The sequence below is a fragment of the Sphingobacterium anhuiense genome (assembly GCF_042686355.1).
GTDB lineage: Bacteria > Bacteroidota > Bacteroidia > Sphingobacteriales > Sphingobacteriaceae > Sphingobacterium > Sphingobacterium anhuiense.
In genome coordinates, this window is sequence record NZ_JBHUPE010000012.1 from 197840 (window position 1) to 215507 (window position 17668).

Below are 17668 nucleotides of genomic sequence, written 5' to 3' on the forward strand. Positions count from 1 at the left end.
GGGCTCATGCCATTATTTGATTCTCTTTATTTAACGATTTGGTTGTGTTAAGATTTTTGATGTAAAATGGTTTTGCACAGATTTTTATTTCTGGATTTTTGAAATCATAGATTTATTTCAATCGGATCAATATTCCTTTTCGTTTTATAATATTCTTGTAGTCCCATTGTATTTTTATTGATTTTTCTAGCCAGCGTTTTAAATCGATTTTATCAATATGAGAAATGGAATTATAGTAAATCGATGCATCTTTAAATTTAGCACCTATAAACTTTAATTTTTCTTCTTCAAAATCTGAACCACTCCAAAACATCAGTCTTATTCCAGCTTTTTGTCTGCTGTATCCTACAATGGGATTTTTTTCTATAAACCATACGGGATGTGCATGCCATATTTTACTTACAGCATCTGGTAAATGTTGGGAAATTTCCTCAGCTAGCATATCACATATGGCTTGGTCTTCTTGATTCAGTTGACTATTGTAGATTCTAATATCGGGATCCATATTTTATATGAATAATTATATGTGTTTGATAATTCTTGGTCTTTCGGACTGAATTTACAATAATTTTCACTGGTTTCTACTTTGCAAATGACAAGAAAAATAGTATTTGGTTATTTATGATCCAATTGTTCTTAATGCTTTTTTGATGATATATTTTGTTTCTTTTGTACCACTTTCTTTTTCCCAGCGCTCACAAAGTGAGCGCACGAAATCTGCTTTTGTCTTACTGGCATCGTTGAGCCAGTTGCCAACACTGTCCTGTACATAACGATCTGGATCGGATCTAAGTGGTTCCAAAATTTCTAATGCTAGCTCAGGTTTGTTTTTGAGTAGATCAATATGCTGGCACCATACACCGCGTGGTCTTGTAGCCTCGCTGCTAAATCTTCTTACATTTTTGTTTTCATGCGAAGTCCAGTTGGAAAGGATGCTGATGCTGGAAAATAAATTGTCTTTAATTTTATGTCTTACCGCCATCCAGCTGATCTCTCTTACTCCGAAATGTGTGTCTGCAGCAAATGGCTTAATCTGTTCTAGCGTCTGCTCAATGCTCAATTCATGATTTCTGCCAATTGTGTATGTTGCCCAACAGCGAGCCATATCGGCCTGATGTTGGGATAATATTTTTAGAAATTGCTGATCTCCATTTTTGAATGACTGCTCAAAGAGCGCTGTTCCGATAGCTTCATTGATCGTTTTGACTGTTTGTGTTTTTAGCTGATCAATAGCTACTAAAACTGGTTTTAGATATGCTATGCGTTTATGTTGCTTTAATATGTGTACCAGTAAAGATCGTTGATCAATTGCTAACCATTCAACCAGATTTGCTGTTTCGACTTCTCCACAATTTAATTGCTTTAAAATAGCTGGAGATAGATCTTTAGTTGATCTTGCTCCTTTTCTTTTTACCTCGATCATAATTGGTCGATAAGGTCTTGAATATTTACTCTGTTCATATAATTGCTATCAACAAATTGATAGGTTATGTTATAATTTGTATCAATGATGTATACTGCTGGTATTGGTAATTCGTTATGATCATTTTTATTATATTTTGACAGTTTAATCCCTAACTTTTCATAGGTGGTGACGGCGTAGTTTGGTAGCTCAAATGAAATGCCGAGTTGTTTGGCTAGTGTATTATCCTGATCCGTCAAAATATCATAATGGAGCATGTGGTTCACTTCTAATTCTTTGTTATAACTTTCCGATTGTGGAGCTATAGCAACTAACGAAATGTTTTTTTCTTTAAAAAATTCTATATGGTCCTGTAATGCCTTTAATTCTACATTGCAATAGGGACACCAGCTACCACGAAAAAAAGCTACAATTACTTTGCCTTTTTTTAGTAATTCATTTAAGTGGATGATTTGATTACTGGTATTCTTTAGGCTGAAATTGGGGAATTTATTACCGACCTGTGTGCTATTTTCTTCAATTTTACTGCTCTTTAATTCTTGAATAGATTGACTAAAAACTTCGATAATGTCAGCCGGCAACTGTGCGACTAAGTTTTTATTAATTTCATCTATTTTCTTTGCTAAGTTTGTCATGCGATATGATTTGTTTTTGCAAATATTTAAAAGTAAATTCATAATGACAATACCGCATATTATTATCCCTATGGGATAAAAAAGTCAATTTTATGAAATCAAAGGTGCAAGCTATATCTGAAAAAATATGTCCATTGGAATTTGCGGTGAATACGATAAGTGGTAAATGGAAAATTCCGATTATCTGGCGGATCAATGAAGGTGAAAAGCGTCCTAGTGAAATGTTGAGGGGAATAGTTAAGGTGGATCGCCGCGTGTTAAATCAACAATTAAAGGAGCTTGAAGAAGATGGTATTTTAAGTAAAAAAAGCTTTAATGAGTTACCTCCTCGTGTTGAATATACGCTTACACCTCTCGGTGAAAAACTGGTGGAGGTACTATGGAAATTAAATGCTTGGGGAGAATTACTGTTGCAGGAAAAATCGGATTTTAAGTGATAGGTTCACTAATAATGAACTGATGAAGCGTCGCTTCACGATATGGAGGAACAATTTTAACCATGATTGAAGCCATTTCCCTGTAGGGAAATGGAAAGCTTACTTTGTCGATTCCTTTCGTGGCAGTGCAAAATCACTGTTCTGGTTTGCAATAACAGCTACCTCTCTTTCCGGAAATTGGATCTTCATCCAATTCTGGAGCTTGATAAATTCTTCTTCGCTTAGTTTTTTATCTGCTATATAAATTAAAGAAATGGTATTGATAGCGCTATCCGCAGTGATTATTTTATTCTGTACACCTATGCTGTAGCTCGTTATCTGCGGAAATAAGATTTTGATATTCTCTTGTAAATTTGGCGTATTGATCTGGTATTTGTTCAATTCGGCATTTAATTGTTTTATTCTAATATCTTTTTCAGAAAGATTCTGCTCTTTTTTGTTGATTTCGTTTAAAATATCTGCTTTAAGATCATTGTTGTCTTGACGGATGACTAGTTCTGTATTTTTAATTCCATAATCTTCCATTTCTCTTTTTATTCTGTCGACCTCTTCTTTGCTGAATTTTTTGATTAAGAATGCTAATTCTAATTTTTTAGGATTAGCATTATAGTTCGTTCTTTCAAAAACGACTGTATATCCTTTGTCTGTAAACGCTGTCTGAATAAATTTATTGACTTTTTGTGAATATTGTTTTTGTTCTAACAATGTATATGCGAAGTAGACACTAGGAATAATAAGTACGAGAATAATCAGTGAAATGACACGTGTTATTTTCTTTTCACGGTTTGCATCTACAAAGTTAACCTTTGGATAGTTGAGGTATTTGACAATGATAAAAGTAGAAAGGCATATGAAAAAACAGTTGATCATATAGAGATACAATGCTCCCGCGAAATAAGAAAGATTGCCAATTGCTAGCCCATAGCCTGCAGTACATAAAGGAGGCATTAATGCTGTTGCTATAGCAACTCCAGGTATTGGATTTCCTTTTTCGACACGGGTGATGGCAATAACACCAACTAGACCACCGAAGAAGGCAATTAGTACATCGTATATATTAGGTGAGGTGCGTGCCAAGAGTTCGGATTGTGCATCTTTGAAAGGGCTTAATGTGAAATATAAAAAAGAAACCAATAAACTTACAAAAGTTGCAATAAGAAGATTTTTTAAGGATTTTTTTAATAGGGGAAAGTCGTAAACTCCTAATGCGAATCCGGCCCCTACTATTGGACTCATCAAAGGTGAAATGAGCATAGCTCCTATAATTACTGCCGTAGAGTTTACGTTCAAACCTACTGAGGCAATGACTATGGCGCAAGCTAATATCCAAAGATTAGCTCCTCGAAATGAAATATTATTTACGACATTTTCTAAGACATTTTCCTTTTTGTCTTCGCCAGTGTGTAAATTGAAAAACCGTATGAATTTGGACTTTGCCATAACTTCTTTATTTTACTCAATAACAGTATTTGTTGAAAATCGTTTGATAATTGTTAGGATATTCTTATTTATATCCTTGATGTGTTTTTTTTCTAAATATTATGATGTGACCAACTAACAATTTTGTAAGTTCTTTTATTCAGCGATAAGCTTTCATAGGTTTGTCTAAAATATGTATTATGAAGTTATCAAAAAATATTGTCGGTTTTCATCATTATTCTTTAAAGGCTCCTCAATTTGATGAAACAGTAACGTTCTATGAACAATTGGGATTTGTAATTGTGCACTCTTGGTCATTACCCGATTTTAACCTTGAGAAATGTGTCATGATGTGGCATGAGCGGATCAATGTATATGTTGAAATATGCGATGGTGATGCCGATATGCCTGCTCAGGGAAGAAAGAGAAGGTTAGGGGAGGAAATGGTCGAAAATTCTATTCTCCATATCTGTTTTGTTGTGAAGGACGCGGCTAAAGCAAGGGTGGACGCGTTAAAAGCTGGAGCTATAGACCTGAGCAATGGAGTGCTTGCTATTCAGTTGAAAAATAAATCTAAATCTGTCGGTGTTCATAATAGTTTGGTTTATAGTCCAAATGGTGAGGTTATAGAATTTTTAGAACAGGTGAGTTTCTAGTTTTCACCGATAGCCCCTAAGGCGGTTAATAAGGCTACAATTTTCCTTCCTTTTTCGGTTAGGATGTAAAGCGATTTGACTTTATCTTTTTTGTTATCTATAATTTGATCTTCGACCAATTCTTTCAGTTGCTTGGTGAGTATCCGGTCGGAAATATCTGGAAGTATGGATTTAAAACTTGCGTAATATAAATCTTCTTCATGGAGAGCAAATAGTAAAGATAATTTCCATCTACCACTGATTTGAGCGAGTGCTTTATGGGCTTTGCAAAACTCTAATAGCGATTTTTCATTTATAGAATTTGTTGAATTTTCTTTACGCATAGTTGATATTGATCGATGAGAAGGACAAGTTATGGATAAATTATTCATTTTTCCTTAACGGAAATTCTTTTGATGCGTTTATGCCCATAGAAAAAGATGTTTTTCCTTTATGCCCATTTTAATTAGTAAATCTGACTATTGATTTTTCTTTAAAAATTATTAGATTACGCGTTATATACGTTTAAAATTTTTGATATGGATACGCTTAATTCAAGTCTTCTTACAGCAGGTTTAATCACTTTAAAAGATAATAAACTCTTGTTGGCCTATAGTAATAATAAAAAAGCATGGTATTTGCCTGGCGGTAAGGTCGATCGTGGAGAGAGTTCGTTAACGTCTTTAAAGCGGGAGATTAGAGAAGAATTGATGATTGACCTGAACGATGATAGATTGGATTTTTATTGTCATATAACTGCTCCTGCATATGGCGAAAATCCTGTGGTTATTATGGAGCAGGATTGTTTTATATATGATCTTAGAGAAGAAATTAATCCTAGCAATGAAATCGGGGCGGTCCAGTATTTTTCGAGAGCATCATATATGAAAGAGCAGTTTCAAGTGATTGGTGTTTTAATGGTTTTTGATAAACTTGAAGCAGACAAGCTAATAGAGATCTGATACTTTACCTTTATTTTCCTGCTATTCACCGAGTTTTTTATATTGTTGATCTAAATGTAATAAAAAGAGCGTGTTCCTTGTCTTAATTTTGAGTCAGAAAGTTAAAAGAAATACTTTTTAAGAATGGGGTATTTAACTGACTAACTGATAACTCAAGAAAACTAAATTTATAAAATAAAGACATTATGAAAACGCTAGTAAAAACATTCACTGTAGCAGTATTGGTTGCAATCAGTACACTTACAATGGCTTCGGGAAATCCTGAAAAGACAATCAATTTGTCAACTGCAAATTTTGCAATCGATCATTATATAGATGTAATGACTGAAGGGCAGTCACTAGGTTTAGAGCAGTTATTTACTGCTGATTATAATCAGAAAGTCCAGGGTAAAATTGCAAGAACAAATAGCCGTTCGGAAGTTATCAGTTTTTTGAAAAAACAAAAAGGAGAAAAATTAAATTGTAAAACGACAACTTTGATCTTAGAACAGTCTGCACATTATATGGTAGCGAAAGTTACTATGCAATTTGAAAATTTTACTAAAACAGATTTGGTTACTTTAGTTAATGACGGCGGAGCCTGGAAAGTTTCAAAATCTATTAATTGTTATCAATAGAAAATGTTTAATTAAGTATCATATGTTTATGTTAGTCCTGTCGAAAGATAGGACTTTTTTGTTTTCCGATAATAGTTGATTCTTTTACTGATATTATGAAGGCATTTGTTTTCTTGTTATTAAGAATTCAGGTTAATTATTATTTAGATAATGTTAAGCTACCTTTTATGAGTTCTAGATTAAATTGACCAATTGTTGTATTTTTAAGCATGGCACTAAGGTGATTTCTTACCTTTTTGAAATCGTTGTGCAGTGGACATGGGTTTTTCTCGGAACAATAATCTAATCCCATGCCACATCCGATAAAGATCTGCTCGCCGTCTACAGCTAAGACGATGTCGGCAATTGGTTTTTTTAACCCTGCAGGATCAATGTAAAATCCGCCGTTAGGTCCTTTCGAAGATTGTATTACACCTACTCTGCTGAGATTCTGAAGGATCTTACCTAGAAAGGGTTCTGGTAGCTTTACTTTTTCAGCAATCTCTTTAATACCTACTTTTCTACCCTCATGAGAACTTTGAGCGATGTAAAAGACTGCACGCATGGCATATTCACAGGTTTTAGAAAAAACACCCATTTTTAAATTATATTTTCTATTAATTGTAATCTTATGTGCAAAGATACTGTTCTAATTGATATTTATAACATTTTGCACGCGTTGGACATGATCATGCTTGTGTATAGAAAGTCTTATGATACTGTTTTTATTTGCTGTAAGATTATGCATGATGGCACCTTCTAAGCCAATGAGATCTCCTTTTTCCATGTTATGTATAACTCCTGCTACATTTAAAATTATGGAACCGTCTTGGATATGTATGACAATGGGAAATGGGCTTTTGTGGTCGGTCATAATTACTCCTTCTGCTAGACATATTCGAATCTCTTTGGTCGATGATGTTTCCAATAAGACTGTTACTGATGGTTTTTCTTCTTTATATGACACTTCTTTATAGAGTGATACCGGAGTGTTTTGTTTGTTCATTTCCATGTCAGTTTTTTTTGATTAGTACAAATATAGTTATAAAAGATGTTTAACTCTTTTAATTATGACTATATTTGTTTGTCGATATAATTTTAAAAATAACCCTTTATCAATTTGTGTATTAGGAATATGGAAAAGAAAGATATAACTTCATTAGCAGATATTCAATTACTTGTTGATACGTTTTACGGCAGGGTACGTGAGGATGCTCTCATTGGTCCCATCTTCAATAATCTACTGGCTGGCCGCTGGGATGATCATTTGAAAAAAATGTATAGTTTTTGGCAAACTATCTTGTTGGAAAAGCATACTTACTTTGGAAGTCCATTTCCGCCACATGCTGCTATGGCTCTTACTAATGCGCATTTTGATGCTTGGCTAAAGCTTTGGTATAGTACGGTCCATGAATTTTTTGAAGGAGAGAAAGCTGATGAAGCTATTCATAGAGGAGAGAAAATGGCAACTATGTTTTTATCTAAAATCACTTATTTTAATAATTTAAAGTCCAAACCTCTTACTTAATATCTTCATATTGCTTTTTAGTGAATAGCCTATTTATATGTGTAAAAAATAAGAAGATACATCCCCGGAAATTTATATGGATATTCTTCATGGTATCTGATAAACGTTATCTTTAGTTTTGATGGTGTTAATAAAGCTTTAAGGCTTGTATTTTTATTGTTCTTGATACCTCAGTAATCTTATTTCGAGAGAAATTAAACTTATTTTGGAGTTAAATTTCATATATTTATGTGTATATTTTGGTATGATAATAGAAGTTTTTAAGACTTATTTGTGCTGAAATCAATGATAAAAATACAAGATATTAAGTGCTGTTAAGGATTTCTAATTGTTATTTTAATGACAACATATAGAATATTCGCTTAAATTACAAGTGCATGAATAATGAAATAGAGAATAAACTTCGGGATAAAAATACAAAGCCAACAAGTATGCGGATATTAGTATACGATTTTTTAGCCTCTCAACATATTGCTTTATCCTTATCTGAAATGGAGGCCCACTTCTATCCAGCAGACCGTATAACCCTATACCGTACACTCAAAACTTTTGAAGAAAAAGGTATTGTGCATAGTATACAGGAAAATAATACGAGCAAATATATCCTCTGTCATGATGATTGTAATGAGGAAACACATAAAGACTGGCATCTTCATTTTTATTGTAAGATCTGTAAGCATACCACTTGCCGGACAGATATTAATTTTTCTGCGCCCAATAATAATTCGGTTCGAATTGATGAGGTTCGACTTTTTGCTAAAGGTATTTGCGAAAATTGTATGAATGAAACTATGCAATAGTATTGCATAGCATGAGCGCTTATCTTTGATATTATTAATTAAGTTAAAGAATCTTATACAATGACTGTACAACATAAACACAAGTACGACGAAGCTGGTGCGCAGCTTTGCTGCACACAGACAACAAAAATATATAATCAGGCTGGTGCTCAGGAACTCATCGGTCATCAGGGTAAATGTGAAGGACATAATCATAATGGAGATGGTCAAGCTCAACATACTGATGATGATGGACACGATCACGCTCATGTAGAAGGTAGCCCTTTAAAGCTGTTTACTCCTGCGATTATATCTTTTGTTCTTTTGATGCTTGCTATTGCTTTGGATAACTGGGTATTACAGAGTTGGTTTCAAGGGTGGGTGAGGTCTGTATGGTATGTAATAGCATACATTCCGGTAGGTTTTCCGGTCATTAAGGATGCAATAGTCAGTATACGGAAAGGTGATGTTTTTTCCGAATTCTTTTTAATGGCTATAGCTACTATTGGTGCGTTCGCTATCGGAGAATATCCTGAGGGTGTGGCGGTCATGTTATTTTATGCTGTTGGGGAAGTTTTTCAAACTTTAGCTGTATCAAGGGCTAAAGGGAATATCAAAGCACTTTTGGATCAACGTCCAGATGAGGTGACTGTTCTAATCAATAATCAACCCCAGATCATAAAAGCAGAAAATGTGGAAATAGGCTCAATCATTCAGCTAAAACCAGGTGAAAAACTGGGTTTGGACGGTGAATTGTTATCTGATGTCGCATCTTTCAATACGGCCGCTTTAACTGGGGAGAGTAAACCTGATAGTAAATCTAAAGGAGAGACGGTTCTTGCTGGAATGATTAATTTGAATACGGTTAGTTTGATTAAAGTAACAACTGCTTATACAGATAGTAAATTAAGTAAGATCCTAGAGCTGGTACAGAATGCAACTGCTCAAAAAGCACCAACTGAATTATTCATCCGTAAATTTGCTAAAGTATACACGCCAATAGTAGTTTTTCTGGCGATCGGTATTTGTTTATTGCCTGCGCTGTTTGTGCAAGATTATGTATTTAGCGATTGGCTGTATCGGGCATTGGTATTTTTAGTTATATCTTGTCCTTGTGCTCTGGTAATCTCTATTCCTTTGGGTTATTTTGGAGGAATTGGCGCTGCAAGCCGTAATGGAATTTTGTTTAAAGGAAGTAATTTCTTGGATACACTAGCAAATATTCAGCATGTGGTCATGGATAAAACTGGAACGATGACTGAAGGTGTCTTTCAGGTGCAAGAGGTTAATTTTGACACTAATTTTGATCAAGCTGAAATATTAAAGATGGTGAATGCTTTGGAGAGTAACAGTACTCATCCTGTAGCTACAGCTATTCATCAATATGTAGGTGAGGTTGATCATAATATTCGCTTAGATCAAGTGGAAGAAATAGGCGGGCATGGATTGCAGGCTACAGTGGATGGAAAGCAATTATTGGTCGGCAACTTTAAGTTAATGGATAAGTTTAATATCCGTTATGATGTTGATCCCGCTACGATTGTGTATACTTTGATCGCTGTTGCATATGGCGGTAAGTTTGTCGGATATATTACTATTGCGGATAGCATTAAGACTGATGCATTAGAAACCATTCAGCAATTACACAAACTGAATGTAAAAGCAACTATGCTAAGTGGTGATAAAAGTACAGTGGTTCGATATGTGGCTGATCAGCTGGGGATCGATCAGGCGTATGGAGATTTATTGCCGGAAGATAAAGTCAATAAACTTAAAGAAATCAAAGCACAAAATCAACGCGTTGCCTTTGTTGGTGATGGTGTAAATGATGCTCCTGTTGTGGCTCTAAGTGATGTAGGTATTGCAATGGGAGGTCTAGGTAGCGATGCGACCATCGAAACTGCTGATGTGGTTATACAGGACGATAAACCGTCCAAGATACCAGTTGCAATTCGGATCGGAAAGCAAACTAAGCGCGTCGTATGGCAAAATATTACCTTAGCTTTTGTGGTCAAGGGAGTTGTATTGATTTTGGGTGCAGGGGGAATAGCAACAATGTGGGAAGCAGTTTTTGCTGACGTCGGTGTATCTTTGATTGCTATACTGAATGCTGTAAGAATTCAGAAAATGAAGTTTTAAATTTGTTGAAAGTGCTCGTAATTTTATGTAAAGCGAGCACTTTTTGTGTATTTTAGTTCTTACGTTGTTCTCCTACAATTTATCCTTGATACTTTTTATAACTGCTTTGTAATACTTGATTTTGTTTTCATCATCAACGATCTCTACTCTAACGTCATTGGCCGCTAAAAGCTGTATTTTGTCTGCTGAATCTTTTACATATTTCTTAGGAATATAGTAATAAATCTGATTTTTGATAAAGGTATTCTTCTTGTAAAACTTGTTTCTTGCTCGATAGGTTAAAAGCCACCATAGGTCGATCTCAACAAAATCTAAAGAGAGACCGAAAATGTGTAGATCATTTGTGAAGAAAAGATCAACCCATGATTGTAAAACCATTTGTCTGCCTGTTTGTAATCTTCTAATAAGGGATGTTTTATACACTTTTGTGCTAGGGGCATAATTTGGTCCATTGACAACATACTCACGCATTTTTTGTAGTTGTCCGCAATAATGTTCATAGCCAAGGTTAATAGAAAAGGGATTATTGCAATCTCCGTGAATATGCCAGTAGTTTTTGTTTAAAGATTGATATTGTCTAAATACACTATAGGTCGTTTCATTCACTAAACTTGTTTTTATTTTCGGATGTATGCCTTCTAGACTGAAATCATAATTGGTTGTCATGATATTTTGAATAGGTAATGTTCTGATCAACTCATGGATTTCATTTTGTTGTATGGCAGAAACGGCATCTGCAATGAAAGTTTTAAGCTCTTTTTCATCCACATGCTTTTGTTTTATGGCATTCAGGAATATCTCTTCGTAAAGCATAGGGAATGGTTTTTGACCATTTTCTAAGGATTGAACATGGTATTTTTTTTTAATGCTCATTAACAGATCATTCCAACTTGTTCCCTTGTTGATATTGTTGATGTCATTGCCAATAAGCAGTGCTATATGAGTCATAGTTTTTAAGGGTCTTGATAATCGCTTGGTTACTGCATTTTATTAAATCTAATATCGTTATTTTCTTCTAATCTATATTTAGCGACGCATATTTTATTGCATTGTAAGATTTTCATCCAAGATGGTATTTGCCTATGCATTGAGCGTGTTCTAAATTTTTTAATTTGAGCCATATGAGGAATGTACGATGGGTTAATTGTGGTATTTTTACTGTATTTAATGCAGCAATAATTTAATGTGAAATTTTATATTTCCTATATCTGTCCAATATGGTCAGTTTAATTTTAGATTTTTAATCGGTCATTTTTATATAACCATTATTACGTTTTTAAAACTTATTGATGATCGGATTACAAGAAATCTTAATCTGTAAATACTATTTGCTATTAACAACTATTTCGTAAGGTAGCTGGCGTCATTTATTTAATTTGTGATTTATAAATCAATAATATAGTTTTATGTATTAATATTAAGTTTGATTTATTAGTTGTTTAGTATTCTAATTTTTTATTTATTCCAATTTTACTCATATCGAAAAGCTACTTAATAAAATTATGAAGATCGATCTCTCGTTGTTCCTTTTAAAGACCATTTTTGTCATTTAAAAGTCTCAATAAAACTATTTCTGATTTTTAAGGTCAAAAGGTCAATTTATATTTTAATATTTGTACTACTTACGAAACGTAATAAATATTATGGCGGCATGCAAATGCCTTCAATATCTTATAATATTCGAAACGGCATAGTGATTCATCGTTTTCACAAATGGTGTTAATGTGCTTTTATTTCTTATTTAATCTTTCAATTATTTTTCAATGATTAGAGAAAAAGCAATCAGGTTGGCAATTCAGGTCACTTTTATATTATTCATTTCGGTTTTTTCCGGTTGTAGTGATTTTGAATATAGTCCAAATCAGATTTTTAGTAAAAATTCATATCGCGATCTCAACGCAATCAATTTAAAAAAGTTGGGGGATGGTCAGCAAGATGATACTGTCCGGTTTATAATAACAGGAGATACGCAGCGGTCACATAATGAAACAGTAAATTTTTATAAGAAAGTAAATACGATGACAGGGATTGATTTTGTGATTGTGGCTGGTGATATAACTGAGTTTGGTAATCTTAAAGAAATGCAATGGGTTGCCGAAAACCTTACTAAGCTGAATAGACCATTTCTTGCGGTTATTGGCAACCATGATCTTACTTCACGTGGCAGAGATGCATTTCAGCATATGTATGGAAAGCTCAATTATTCTTTTGTATATGGGGGAGTTAAATTTATCTGTCATGATACGAACAGTAGGGAGTATAATTTTAATGGTCAGGTACCTAATATACCCTGGCTTAAAAAGGAGCTAGAGCCACAGCCTCATGTAGAGAGTTATGTGGCTATTTCTCATGTTCCACCTACCTCTCCAGATTTTGATCAAAATCTGGAATACGATTATGCTTCAGCATTTAGCAACGCCGGAGGTTTTCTCACATCCTTTCATGCTCATAATCATGTTTTTGAGGAGTTTACTGTTGGAAACTTTGAAACACCTTTTGTGGTCACGAGTGCAATTGGAAAAAATGAATTTTTATTAGTCGAAATTGTAAATAATAAACTGAGCTTTGAACAAATATCTTTTTAAATTAAGCATACTAGTCCTTTTTTTTATTGGCACAGTCAACCCGAGTAATGCGCAGAAAAAGAACTTTTTAATCCCAGATGCGGTAATTATTCAATATGCTGGAAGCATTGGTTATATAAGTGTTGGCGCAGGATATGATATTTTTAAAAATGAGAGAGGTAATATTGATTTTAATTATGGTTATGTACCTGTTTCTAAGGGAGGAGAGCTACATTCGATAACCGCAAAATTTGCTTACAAGCCTTTTGAAATAAAGTTAAATAATTGGGGGAAATTGTATCCGCTCAATCCAGGTGTATTTCTCAGTTATACTTTTCATGATGATTTATCATTTAAATTTAATTCATCGGAATATCCATCTGGTTATTATTATTGGTCTCCTGCTTTGAGACCTCACATCTCATTATCTAATGAAATTGAACTCAATATGAATAAAATATGGAAGGAAATCGGAATAGAAAAGATTGGAATTTATACTGAATTCAATTCAAATGACTATTATATTATTAATTATTTTCAGAATATAAAAGCACTTTCTCTTGCTGATGTTTTTCAGCTTGGGGTAGGTATACGATTTAAGTTTTAATCTTTTAAACTAAAAAAGGATTGTTTCTGAATATTTTAGTAGGTGTTTTCAGTCGTTTTTATGTTTGTGTCGCTATTAGATTATAAAATCTCAGATACTTTTTTTAAGTTTAATTCATGAAGAAAGTAATTTTGGTTTTGGGTGCGCCAAATGATGAAAGTGGAAATCTGAGTCAAATTGCAACTGACAGACTTAATTGTGTATTTGAACTCTGCAGGTATAATGATTCCTGCCAGATTTTATGTTCAGGCGGATTTGGAGGTTTTAATCCTACAGATCTTCCACATGCAACATACAGCAAAGCATATCTCGTTTCAAAAGGAATCCCAAATCATTTTTTTTTACGTTTTGCCCTTTCGGCGCATTCAGTTGATGATATTAGGAAGGCTTTACCAATACTGGAGGAAGAAAGACCAGATCTAGTGATGTTAGTCACTTCAGATTTTCACATGGAGCGTATAAAAATTCTATGGGATATTATAGCACCTAAGCGATTTCCGATTATTTTTATCCCTGCCGTTTCAAGCTTGGATACACAGCAATTAGTGATGCTTGAGGAACATGAAAGGAACGCTATTAAGGCTTTAGAGAAAAATAATTTTAAAATATATTAGTCTAAAATTAAGGGATTAAGCCATGTCTATTTTTATGGGAAATTTATAGCCCCAGTTCATTTAATATTTGTCGATAATTATTAATAAAAAGCTTGGTCAATTTAAACTGTTCTGTTTCTTCATAGTGCGTTAATTCAAGTCCGCTATCTGTTACTTTATATATTTCTGAATCGGGATAGGATAATAAAATAGGGGAATGTGTTGCAATAATAAATTGAGAGTTTTGATCGACCAATTCTTTTATCCGAATCATCATATTGAGTTGACTGTCAAATGAAAGTGCTGATTCTGGTTCGTCAAAAATATAAAACCCTTTTCCTGATAATCTATTATGCATCAATGCTAAGAAGCTTTCTCCATGTGAACATTGATGTAATGATTGACCATATGCTTCTTCTAATTTCGCTTGATCGCCTTCGTAAAGGTTATCTATTTCACTGGCAACATTAAAAAAACTCTCCGCTCTTAAGAAATAACCGTCTCTAAAGCGGTATGGACCTCTGATCAGTTTAATATCCTCATAAAGGTTCGAATGTGATTCTTTCGTTGAAAAGTTAAAATTTAAGCTTCCACCTTCGGCATTAAATCCTGACTTAATCGCAATTGATTCGATAAAAGTAGATTTTCCTGATCCGTTGTCTCCTACGATAAAAGTGACTGGGCTACGGAAAGTAAGCTTATCTAAACTATGGATGGATGGAATGTTGTATGGGTAAGATATACGATCCACATGTGGCTTAGTATTTTCAACACTTTTTAGGTATAACATATTAATCAATCATATAAAAACAAATATTAAGTTAGTGCTAATGCGACTTAATCTCTTTTCCCTTTGATATAAGCATAGACTGCTTGTGCATGACCATGTCCGAGCTGATAATCTTCTTTTAACCAATTGATAATTTGATTAGCTTTTATTTCAGCTTTAATTTTATTGTTTTCTATAAATCCTTTTTGGGCTGCTAAGTCTATAAATGCTTCGGGACTTACTCCGGTTTTTTCTTCAATATTCTTTAGGTATGTGTGAAAAGACATGTTATTAAATTTAATTTTCGGTTTCTAATTACTGGTACATTTATCAACTAGCTTTTTTATATTTTGCTGTTGGATCTGCATGATATCGCAGCTAAAATTATACCACAATTTTGCCTTTTTTTTTATAATAAGCATTGATTTTCTATCGGAGATTAATGATACTTTATTTTTTTATGCAGGAAGTATCGTTTGCACAGGTGTACTAATAGGGGATGAGAATCTAGGAGTAGTATCCTCTTTTATGAATCGAAATAGTATAATATATTTTCTAAAGCTTACATAAAATAAAGTAGGGTGAATTAATACGCTTGTAATATGTGGTATATACTTGTTTTGAGAAAATATTGAAAAAAAAGAAAATCTTCCAATCCACTCATAAAAAGTTGTCGTATATAAATTCATAAACTAAAAAATTATACACTAAAAACGAATATGTTATGGAAAAAATGTCATCTCAAAAAGAGTGTTTAGTAGAAGAAAACGAACATCTCGATAAAAAAGACCTTCGGAGAAGGGATTTCTTAAAATTTACCGGTGCAGGCGTGGCAAGTCTTGCCCTACTTGGGGTTACTGGTTGTAAAAAAGACCGCCATGATGAAGATATGGGGGCAGATGGTTTTTATTTTGGCAGTGGTGACATCGCTATTTTAAATTATGCCTACGCACTTGAGCAACTTGAAGCGGCTTTTTATATTCAGGTTGTAAATAGTCCATACTCTGGTATATCAGATTTGGAAAAGACTTACTTAACAGATATCAGAGATCATGAGGTTGCGCATCGCGAATTCTTTAAAAAAGCTTTAGGTGGGAAAGCTATTTCAAATTTAGAATTTAATCTTTCCGGTATTAACTTTTCAAGTAGAGAAAGTGTGCTAAGCACCGCCAAAACATTTGAAGATCTGGGTGTCTCTGCCTATAATGGTGCTGGATGGCTGATCAAAGATGTCAACTATCTTGCCTTAGCAGGTAAAATTGTATCTGTTGAAGCTAGACATGCTGCATTGATCAGAGATTTGATCGATAACGGAAGTTTTGCGAATATGGAAGTTATTGATTCAAATGGTTTAGATGTTGCTAAAAGTCCCACAATGGTGCTTCAGGCGGCTTCCCCATTTATCAAATCTAAAATTGATGTAAAGGATTTACCTACTTATTAACCTTCTAAATCTTATTGTTATGAATTTATTAAATGTTTTTGACGAAATAAATAATGTTGATCCAGAATTCACTGATCGCATTAGTCCACGCAGAGAAGTTATTCGAAATATGACTTCTTTTGGAAAAAAGGTTACTTTGGCCGCATTACCCTTCCTTATAAGTGATCTTTTTAAGAAAGCTTATGGCGCGACAGCTCCTACAGATGTTAATGGTGTGTTGAATTATGCGTTAACGTTGGAATATCTTGAAGCGGAATATTATACTAAAGGGGTTGCTGCCCCCAATCTAATTCCTTCAGGTAGACCTTTGGGAGCTATTACAACCATTCGTGATCATGAAAATGCGCATGTTAAATTTCTTAAGCAGGTATTAGGAGATAAAGCAGTTTCTAAACCTACTTTTGATTTTACAGCTGGAGGTACCTTTGGAAATGTTTTTAGTGATTATGATACATTCTTAGCTCTTGCTCAAGCTTTTGAAGATACTGGTGTCCGTGCATATAAGGGACAGGCAGGTATTTTGCTCGGAAATAAAGTTGTATTAACCGCCGCTTTACAGATACATTCGGTAGAGGCTCGTCATGCTTCGCATATACGTCAGATGCGTAGAGCAAGAGGGGGTGCTGCTGCAAATCAAAAACCTTGGATAACAGGTGCAAATGATAGTGGAATTGGAGCTGTTGTAGATCCTGTTTATATGGGGGAAGATAATAAAGTTCAAGCAAATGTTGATATTACAACCTTGAAAGGTGTTACAGGTAATTTATCTTTGGCTGCGGCTACTCAATCTTTTGATGAGCCTTTAGGAGCTGAGGCTGTTCTTAATATTGCAAGTCTGTTTATTAAAAATTAGTGTATAATGCTTTGAAGTGAGGCTCCTTGTTTGTTATGAACAGGGAGCTTTTTTTTGATACTATTTTTCAGTGCTCTGCAGTGAGAAACTTAACATATATGAGGTTTAATGTATTGGTTATGGTTTTTTCTGGTGCCGCTTTTTTTGTCTTGTATAAATTAATAAAAATTGTATTTTTCAATTTGATTCTTAAAACATTTTATTCTAATTATTTGTTTAACTATAAAAACATTACAAATCAGATAAATGCTATTTTGTACCGGATGTTGCTTATTATGTAGCTCT

22 protein-coding genes are annotated in these 17668 nt (G+C 33.9%); 12 read left to right on the forward strand and 10 right to left on the reverse strand.

What is annotated here, in order from left to right; genetic code table 11:
* Nucleotides 1-112 precede the first annotated feature (112 nt).
* The 3 genes from ACFS6I_RS21765 to ACFS6I_RS21775 all read right to left on the reverse strand — a co-directional run bounded on the left by ACFS6I_RS21765 (nt 113) and on the right by ACFS6I_RS21775 (nt 2058).
* A complete protein-coding gene (locus tag ACFS6I_RS21765; RefSeq protein ID WP_380923712.1) occupies nt 113-505 on the reverse strand; it encodes a DUF1801 domain-containing protein in 393 nt (130 codons plus the stop codon).
* 114 nt (nt 506-619) lie between these two features.
* On the reverse strand, nt 620-1423 hold the full coding sequence (locus ACFS6I_RS21770) for a DNA alkylation repair protein (RefSeq protein ID WP_346597613.1): 804 nt from the start codon (nt 1421-1423) through the stop codon (nt 620-622).
* Nucleotides 1420-2058, reverse strand: a complete 639-nt coding sequence (locus tag ACFS6I_RS21775; protein ID WP_380923715.1) for a peroxiredoxin-like family protein — start codon at nt 2056-2058, stop codon at nt 1420-1422. Before ACFS6I_RS21775 ends, ACFS6I_RS21770 begins: the two co-directional genes overlap by 4 nt.
* Before the next feature lie 92 nt (nt 2059-2150).
* On the opposite strand from ACFS6I_RS21775, the gene ACFS6I_RS21780 reads away from it, so the two are divergent.
* Nucleotides 2151-2495: a winged helix-turn-helix transcriptional regulator gene (locus ACFS6I_RS21780; protein WP_132842870.1), complete on the forward strand. Its 345-nt coding sequence runs from the start codon at nt 2151-2153 to the stop codon at nt 2493-2495.
* 99 nt (nt 2496-2594) lie between these two features.
* On the opposite strand, the gene ACFS6I_RS21785 is transcribed toward ACFS6I_RS21780, so the two are convergent.
* Nucleotides 2595-3935 (reverse strand): DUF389 domain-containing protein, encoded by a 1341-nt coding sequence (locus tag ACFS6I_RS21785; protein ID WP_380923717.1) that lies wholly within the window; start codon nt 3933-3935, stop codon nt 2595-2597.
* Nucleotides 3936-4114: 179 nt separating this feature from the next.
* On the opposite strand from ACFS6I_RS21785, the gene ACFS6I_RS21790 reads away from it, so the two are divergent.
* Complete coding sequence (locus ACFS6I_RS21790) at nt 4115-4570, forward strand: VOC family protein (RefSeq protein ID WP_380923719.1); 456 nt, start codon at nt 4115-4117, stop codon at nt 4568-4570.
* On the opposite strand, the gene ACFS6I_RS21795 is transcribed toward ACFS6I_RS21790, so the two are convergent.
* On the reverse strand, nt 4567-4893 hold the full coding sequence (locus ACFS6I_RS21795) for a winged helix-turn-helix transcriptional regulator (protein ID WP_380923721.1): 327 nt from the start codon (nt 4891-4893) through the stop codon (nt 4567-4569). The genes ACFS6I_RS21790 and ACFS6I_RS21795 overlap by 4 nt on opposite strands.
* 195 nt (nt 4894-5088) lie before the next feature.
* On the opposite strand from ACFS6I_RS21795, the gene ACFS6I_RS21800 reads away from it, so the two are divergent.
* Nucleotides 5089-5511: an NUDIX hydrolase gene (locus ACFS6I_RS21800; RefSeq protein ID WP_380923723.1), complete on the forward strand. Its 423-nt coding sequence runs from the start codon at nt 5089-5091 to the stop codon at nt 5509-5511.
* 185 nt (nt 5512-5696) lie between these two features.
* Nucleotides 5697-6128, forward strand: coding sequence for a nuclear transport factor 2 family protein (locus ACFS6I_RS21805; RefSeq protein WP_346597602.1), 432 nt, complete (start codon nt 5697-5699; stop codon nt 6126-6128).
* Between the two features lie 139 nt (nt 6129-6267).
* Here the strand turns inward: ACFS6I_RS21805 and ACFS6I_RS21810 are convergent, their stop codons facing one another.
* Together ACFS6I_RS21810 and ACFS6I_RS21815 are read right to left on the reverse strand one after the other, a co-directional pair.
* Nucleotides 6268-6705 carry an RrF2 family transcriptional regulator gene (locus ACFS6I_RS21810; protein ID WP_021187868.1) on the reverse strand — a complete coding sequence of 146 codons (438 nt, stop codon included), beginning with the start codon at nt 6703-6705 and terminating at the stop codon, nt 6268-6270.
* Nucleotides 6706-6756: 51 nt separating this feature from the next.
* The gene (locus tag ACFS6I_RS21815) at nt 6757-7113 is read right to left on the reverse strand and encodes a cupin (RefSeq protein WP_380923726.1); all 357 of its coding nucleotides are present in this window, start codon (nt 7111-7113) and stop codon (nt 6757-6759) included.
* A 129-nt stretch (nt 7114-7242) separates the two neighbouring features.
* Between ACFS6I_RS21815 and ACFS6I_RS21820 the strand changes: the two genes are divergently transcribed.
* The 3 genes from ACFS6I_RS21820 to ACFS6I_RS21830 all read left to right on the forward strand — a co-directional run bounded on the left by ACFS6I_RS21820 (nt 7243) and on the right by ACFS6I_RS21830 (nt 10553).
* Complete coding sequence (locus ACFS6I_RS21820) at nt 7243-7635, forward strand: group III truncated hemoglobin (RefSeq protein WP_380923728.1); 393 nt, start codon at nt 7243-7245, stop codon at nt 7633-7635.
* A 377-nt stretch (nt 7636-8012) separates the two neighbouring features.
* The gene (locus ACFS6I_RS21825; RefSeq protein ID WP_132770887.1) at nt 8013-8435 is read left to right on the forward strand and encodes a Fur family transcriptional regulator; all 423 of its coding nucleotides are present in this window, start codon (nt 8013-8015) and stop codon (nt 8433-8435) included.
* Between the two features lie 60 nt (nt 8436-8495).
* Nucleotides 8496-10553, forward strand: coding sequence for a heavy metal translocating P-type ATPase (locus ACFS6I_RS21830; RefSeq protein ID WP_380923730.1), 2058 nt, complete (start codon nt 8496-8498; stop codon nt 10551-10553).
* A 72-nt stretch (nt 10554-10625) separates the two neighbouring features.
* Here ACFS6I_RS21830 and ACFS6I_RS21835 read toward each other — a convergent pair whose 3' ends face one another.
* A complete protein-coding gene (locus tag ACFS6I_RS21835) occupies nt 10626-11501 on the reverse strand; it encodes a hypothetical protein (protein ID WP_380923732.1) in 876 nt (291 codons plus the stop codon).
* An 815-nt stretch (nt 11502-12316) separates the two neighbouring features.
* On the opposite strand from ACFS6I_RS21835, the gene ACFS6I_RS21840 reads away from it, so the two are divergent.
* From ACFS6I_RS21840 to ACFS6I_RS21850, 3 genes are all read left to right on the forward strand, one after another.
* Complete coding sequence (locus ACFS6I_RS21840; RefSeq protein ID WP_380923734.1) at nt 12317-13138, forward strand: metallophosphoesterase family protein; 822 nt, start codon at nt 12317-12319, stop codon at nt 13136-13138.
* On the forward strand, nt 13119-13724 hold the full coding sequence (locus tag ACFS6I_RS21845) for a hypothetical protein (RefSeq protein WP_380923736.1): 606 nt from the start codon (nt 13119-13121) through the stop codon (nt 13722-13724). Before ACFS6I_RS21840 ends, ACFS6I_RS21845 begins: the two co-directional genes overlap by 20 nt.
* 116 nt (nt 13725-13840) lie before the next feature.
* A complete protein-coding gene (locus tag ACFS6I_RS21850; RefSeq protein WP_380923738.1) occupies nt 13841-14338 on the forward strand; it encodes a YdcF family protein in 498 nt (165 codons plus the stop codon).
* A gap of 43 nt (nt 14339-14381) precedes the next feature.
* On the opposite strand, the gene ACFS6I_RS21855 is transcribed toward ACFS6I_RS21850, so the two are convergent.
* Complete coding sequence (locus ACFS6I_RS21855; protein WP_183917030.1) at nt 14382-15107, reverse strand: AAA family ATPase; 726 nt, start codon at nt 15105-15107, stop codon at nt 14382-14384.
* Nucleotides 15108-15154: 47 nt separating this feature from the next.
* Entirely contained in the window at nt 15155-15373 is a 219-nt protein-coding gene (locus ACFS6I_RS21860) for a DUF4287 domain-containing protein (RefSeq protein WP_380923740.1), read from the reverse strand.
* Between the two features lie 446 nt (nt 15374-15819).
* Between ACFS6I_RS21860 and ACFS6I_RS21865 the strand changes: the two genes are divergently transcribed.
* Nucleotides 15820-16530 (forward strand): ferritin-like domain-containing protein, encoded by a 711-nt coding sequence (locus ACFS6I_RS21865; protein ID WP_046791977.1) that lies wholly within the window; start codon nt 15820-15822, stop codon nt 16528-16530.
* Between the two features lie 19 nt (nt 16531-16549).
* Nucleotides 16550-17383 (forward strand): ferritin-like domain-containing protein, encoded by an 834-nt coding sequence (locus ACFS6I_RS21870; protein WP_132770882.1) that lies wholly within the window; start codon nt 16550-16552, stop codon nt 17381-17383.
* Nucleotides 17384-17668: the final 285 nt, after the last annotated feature.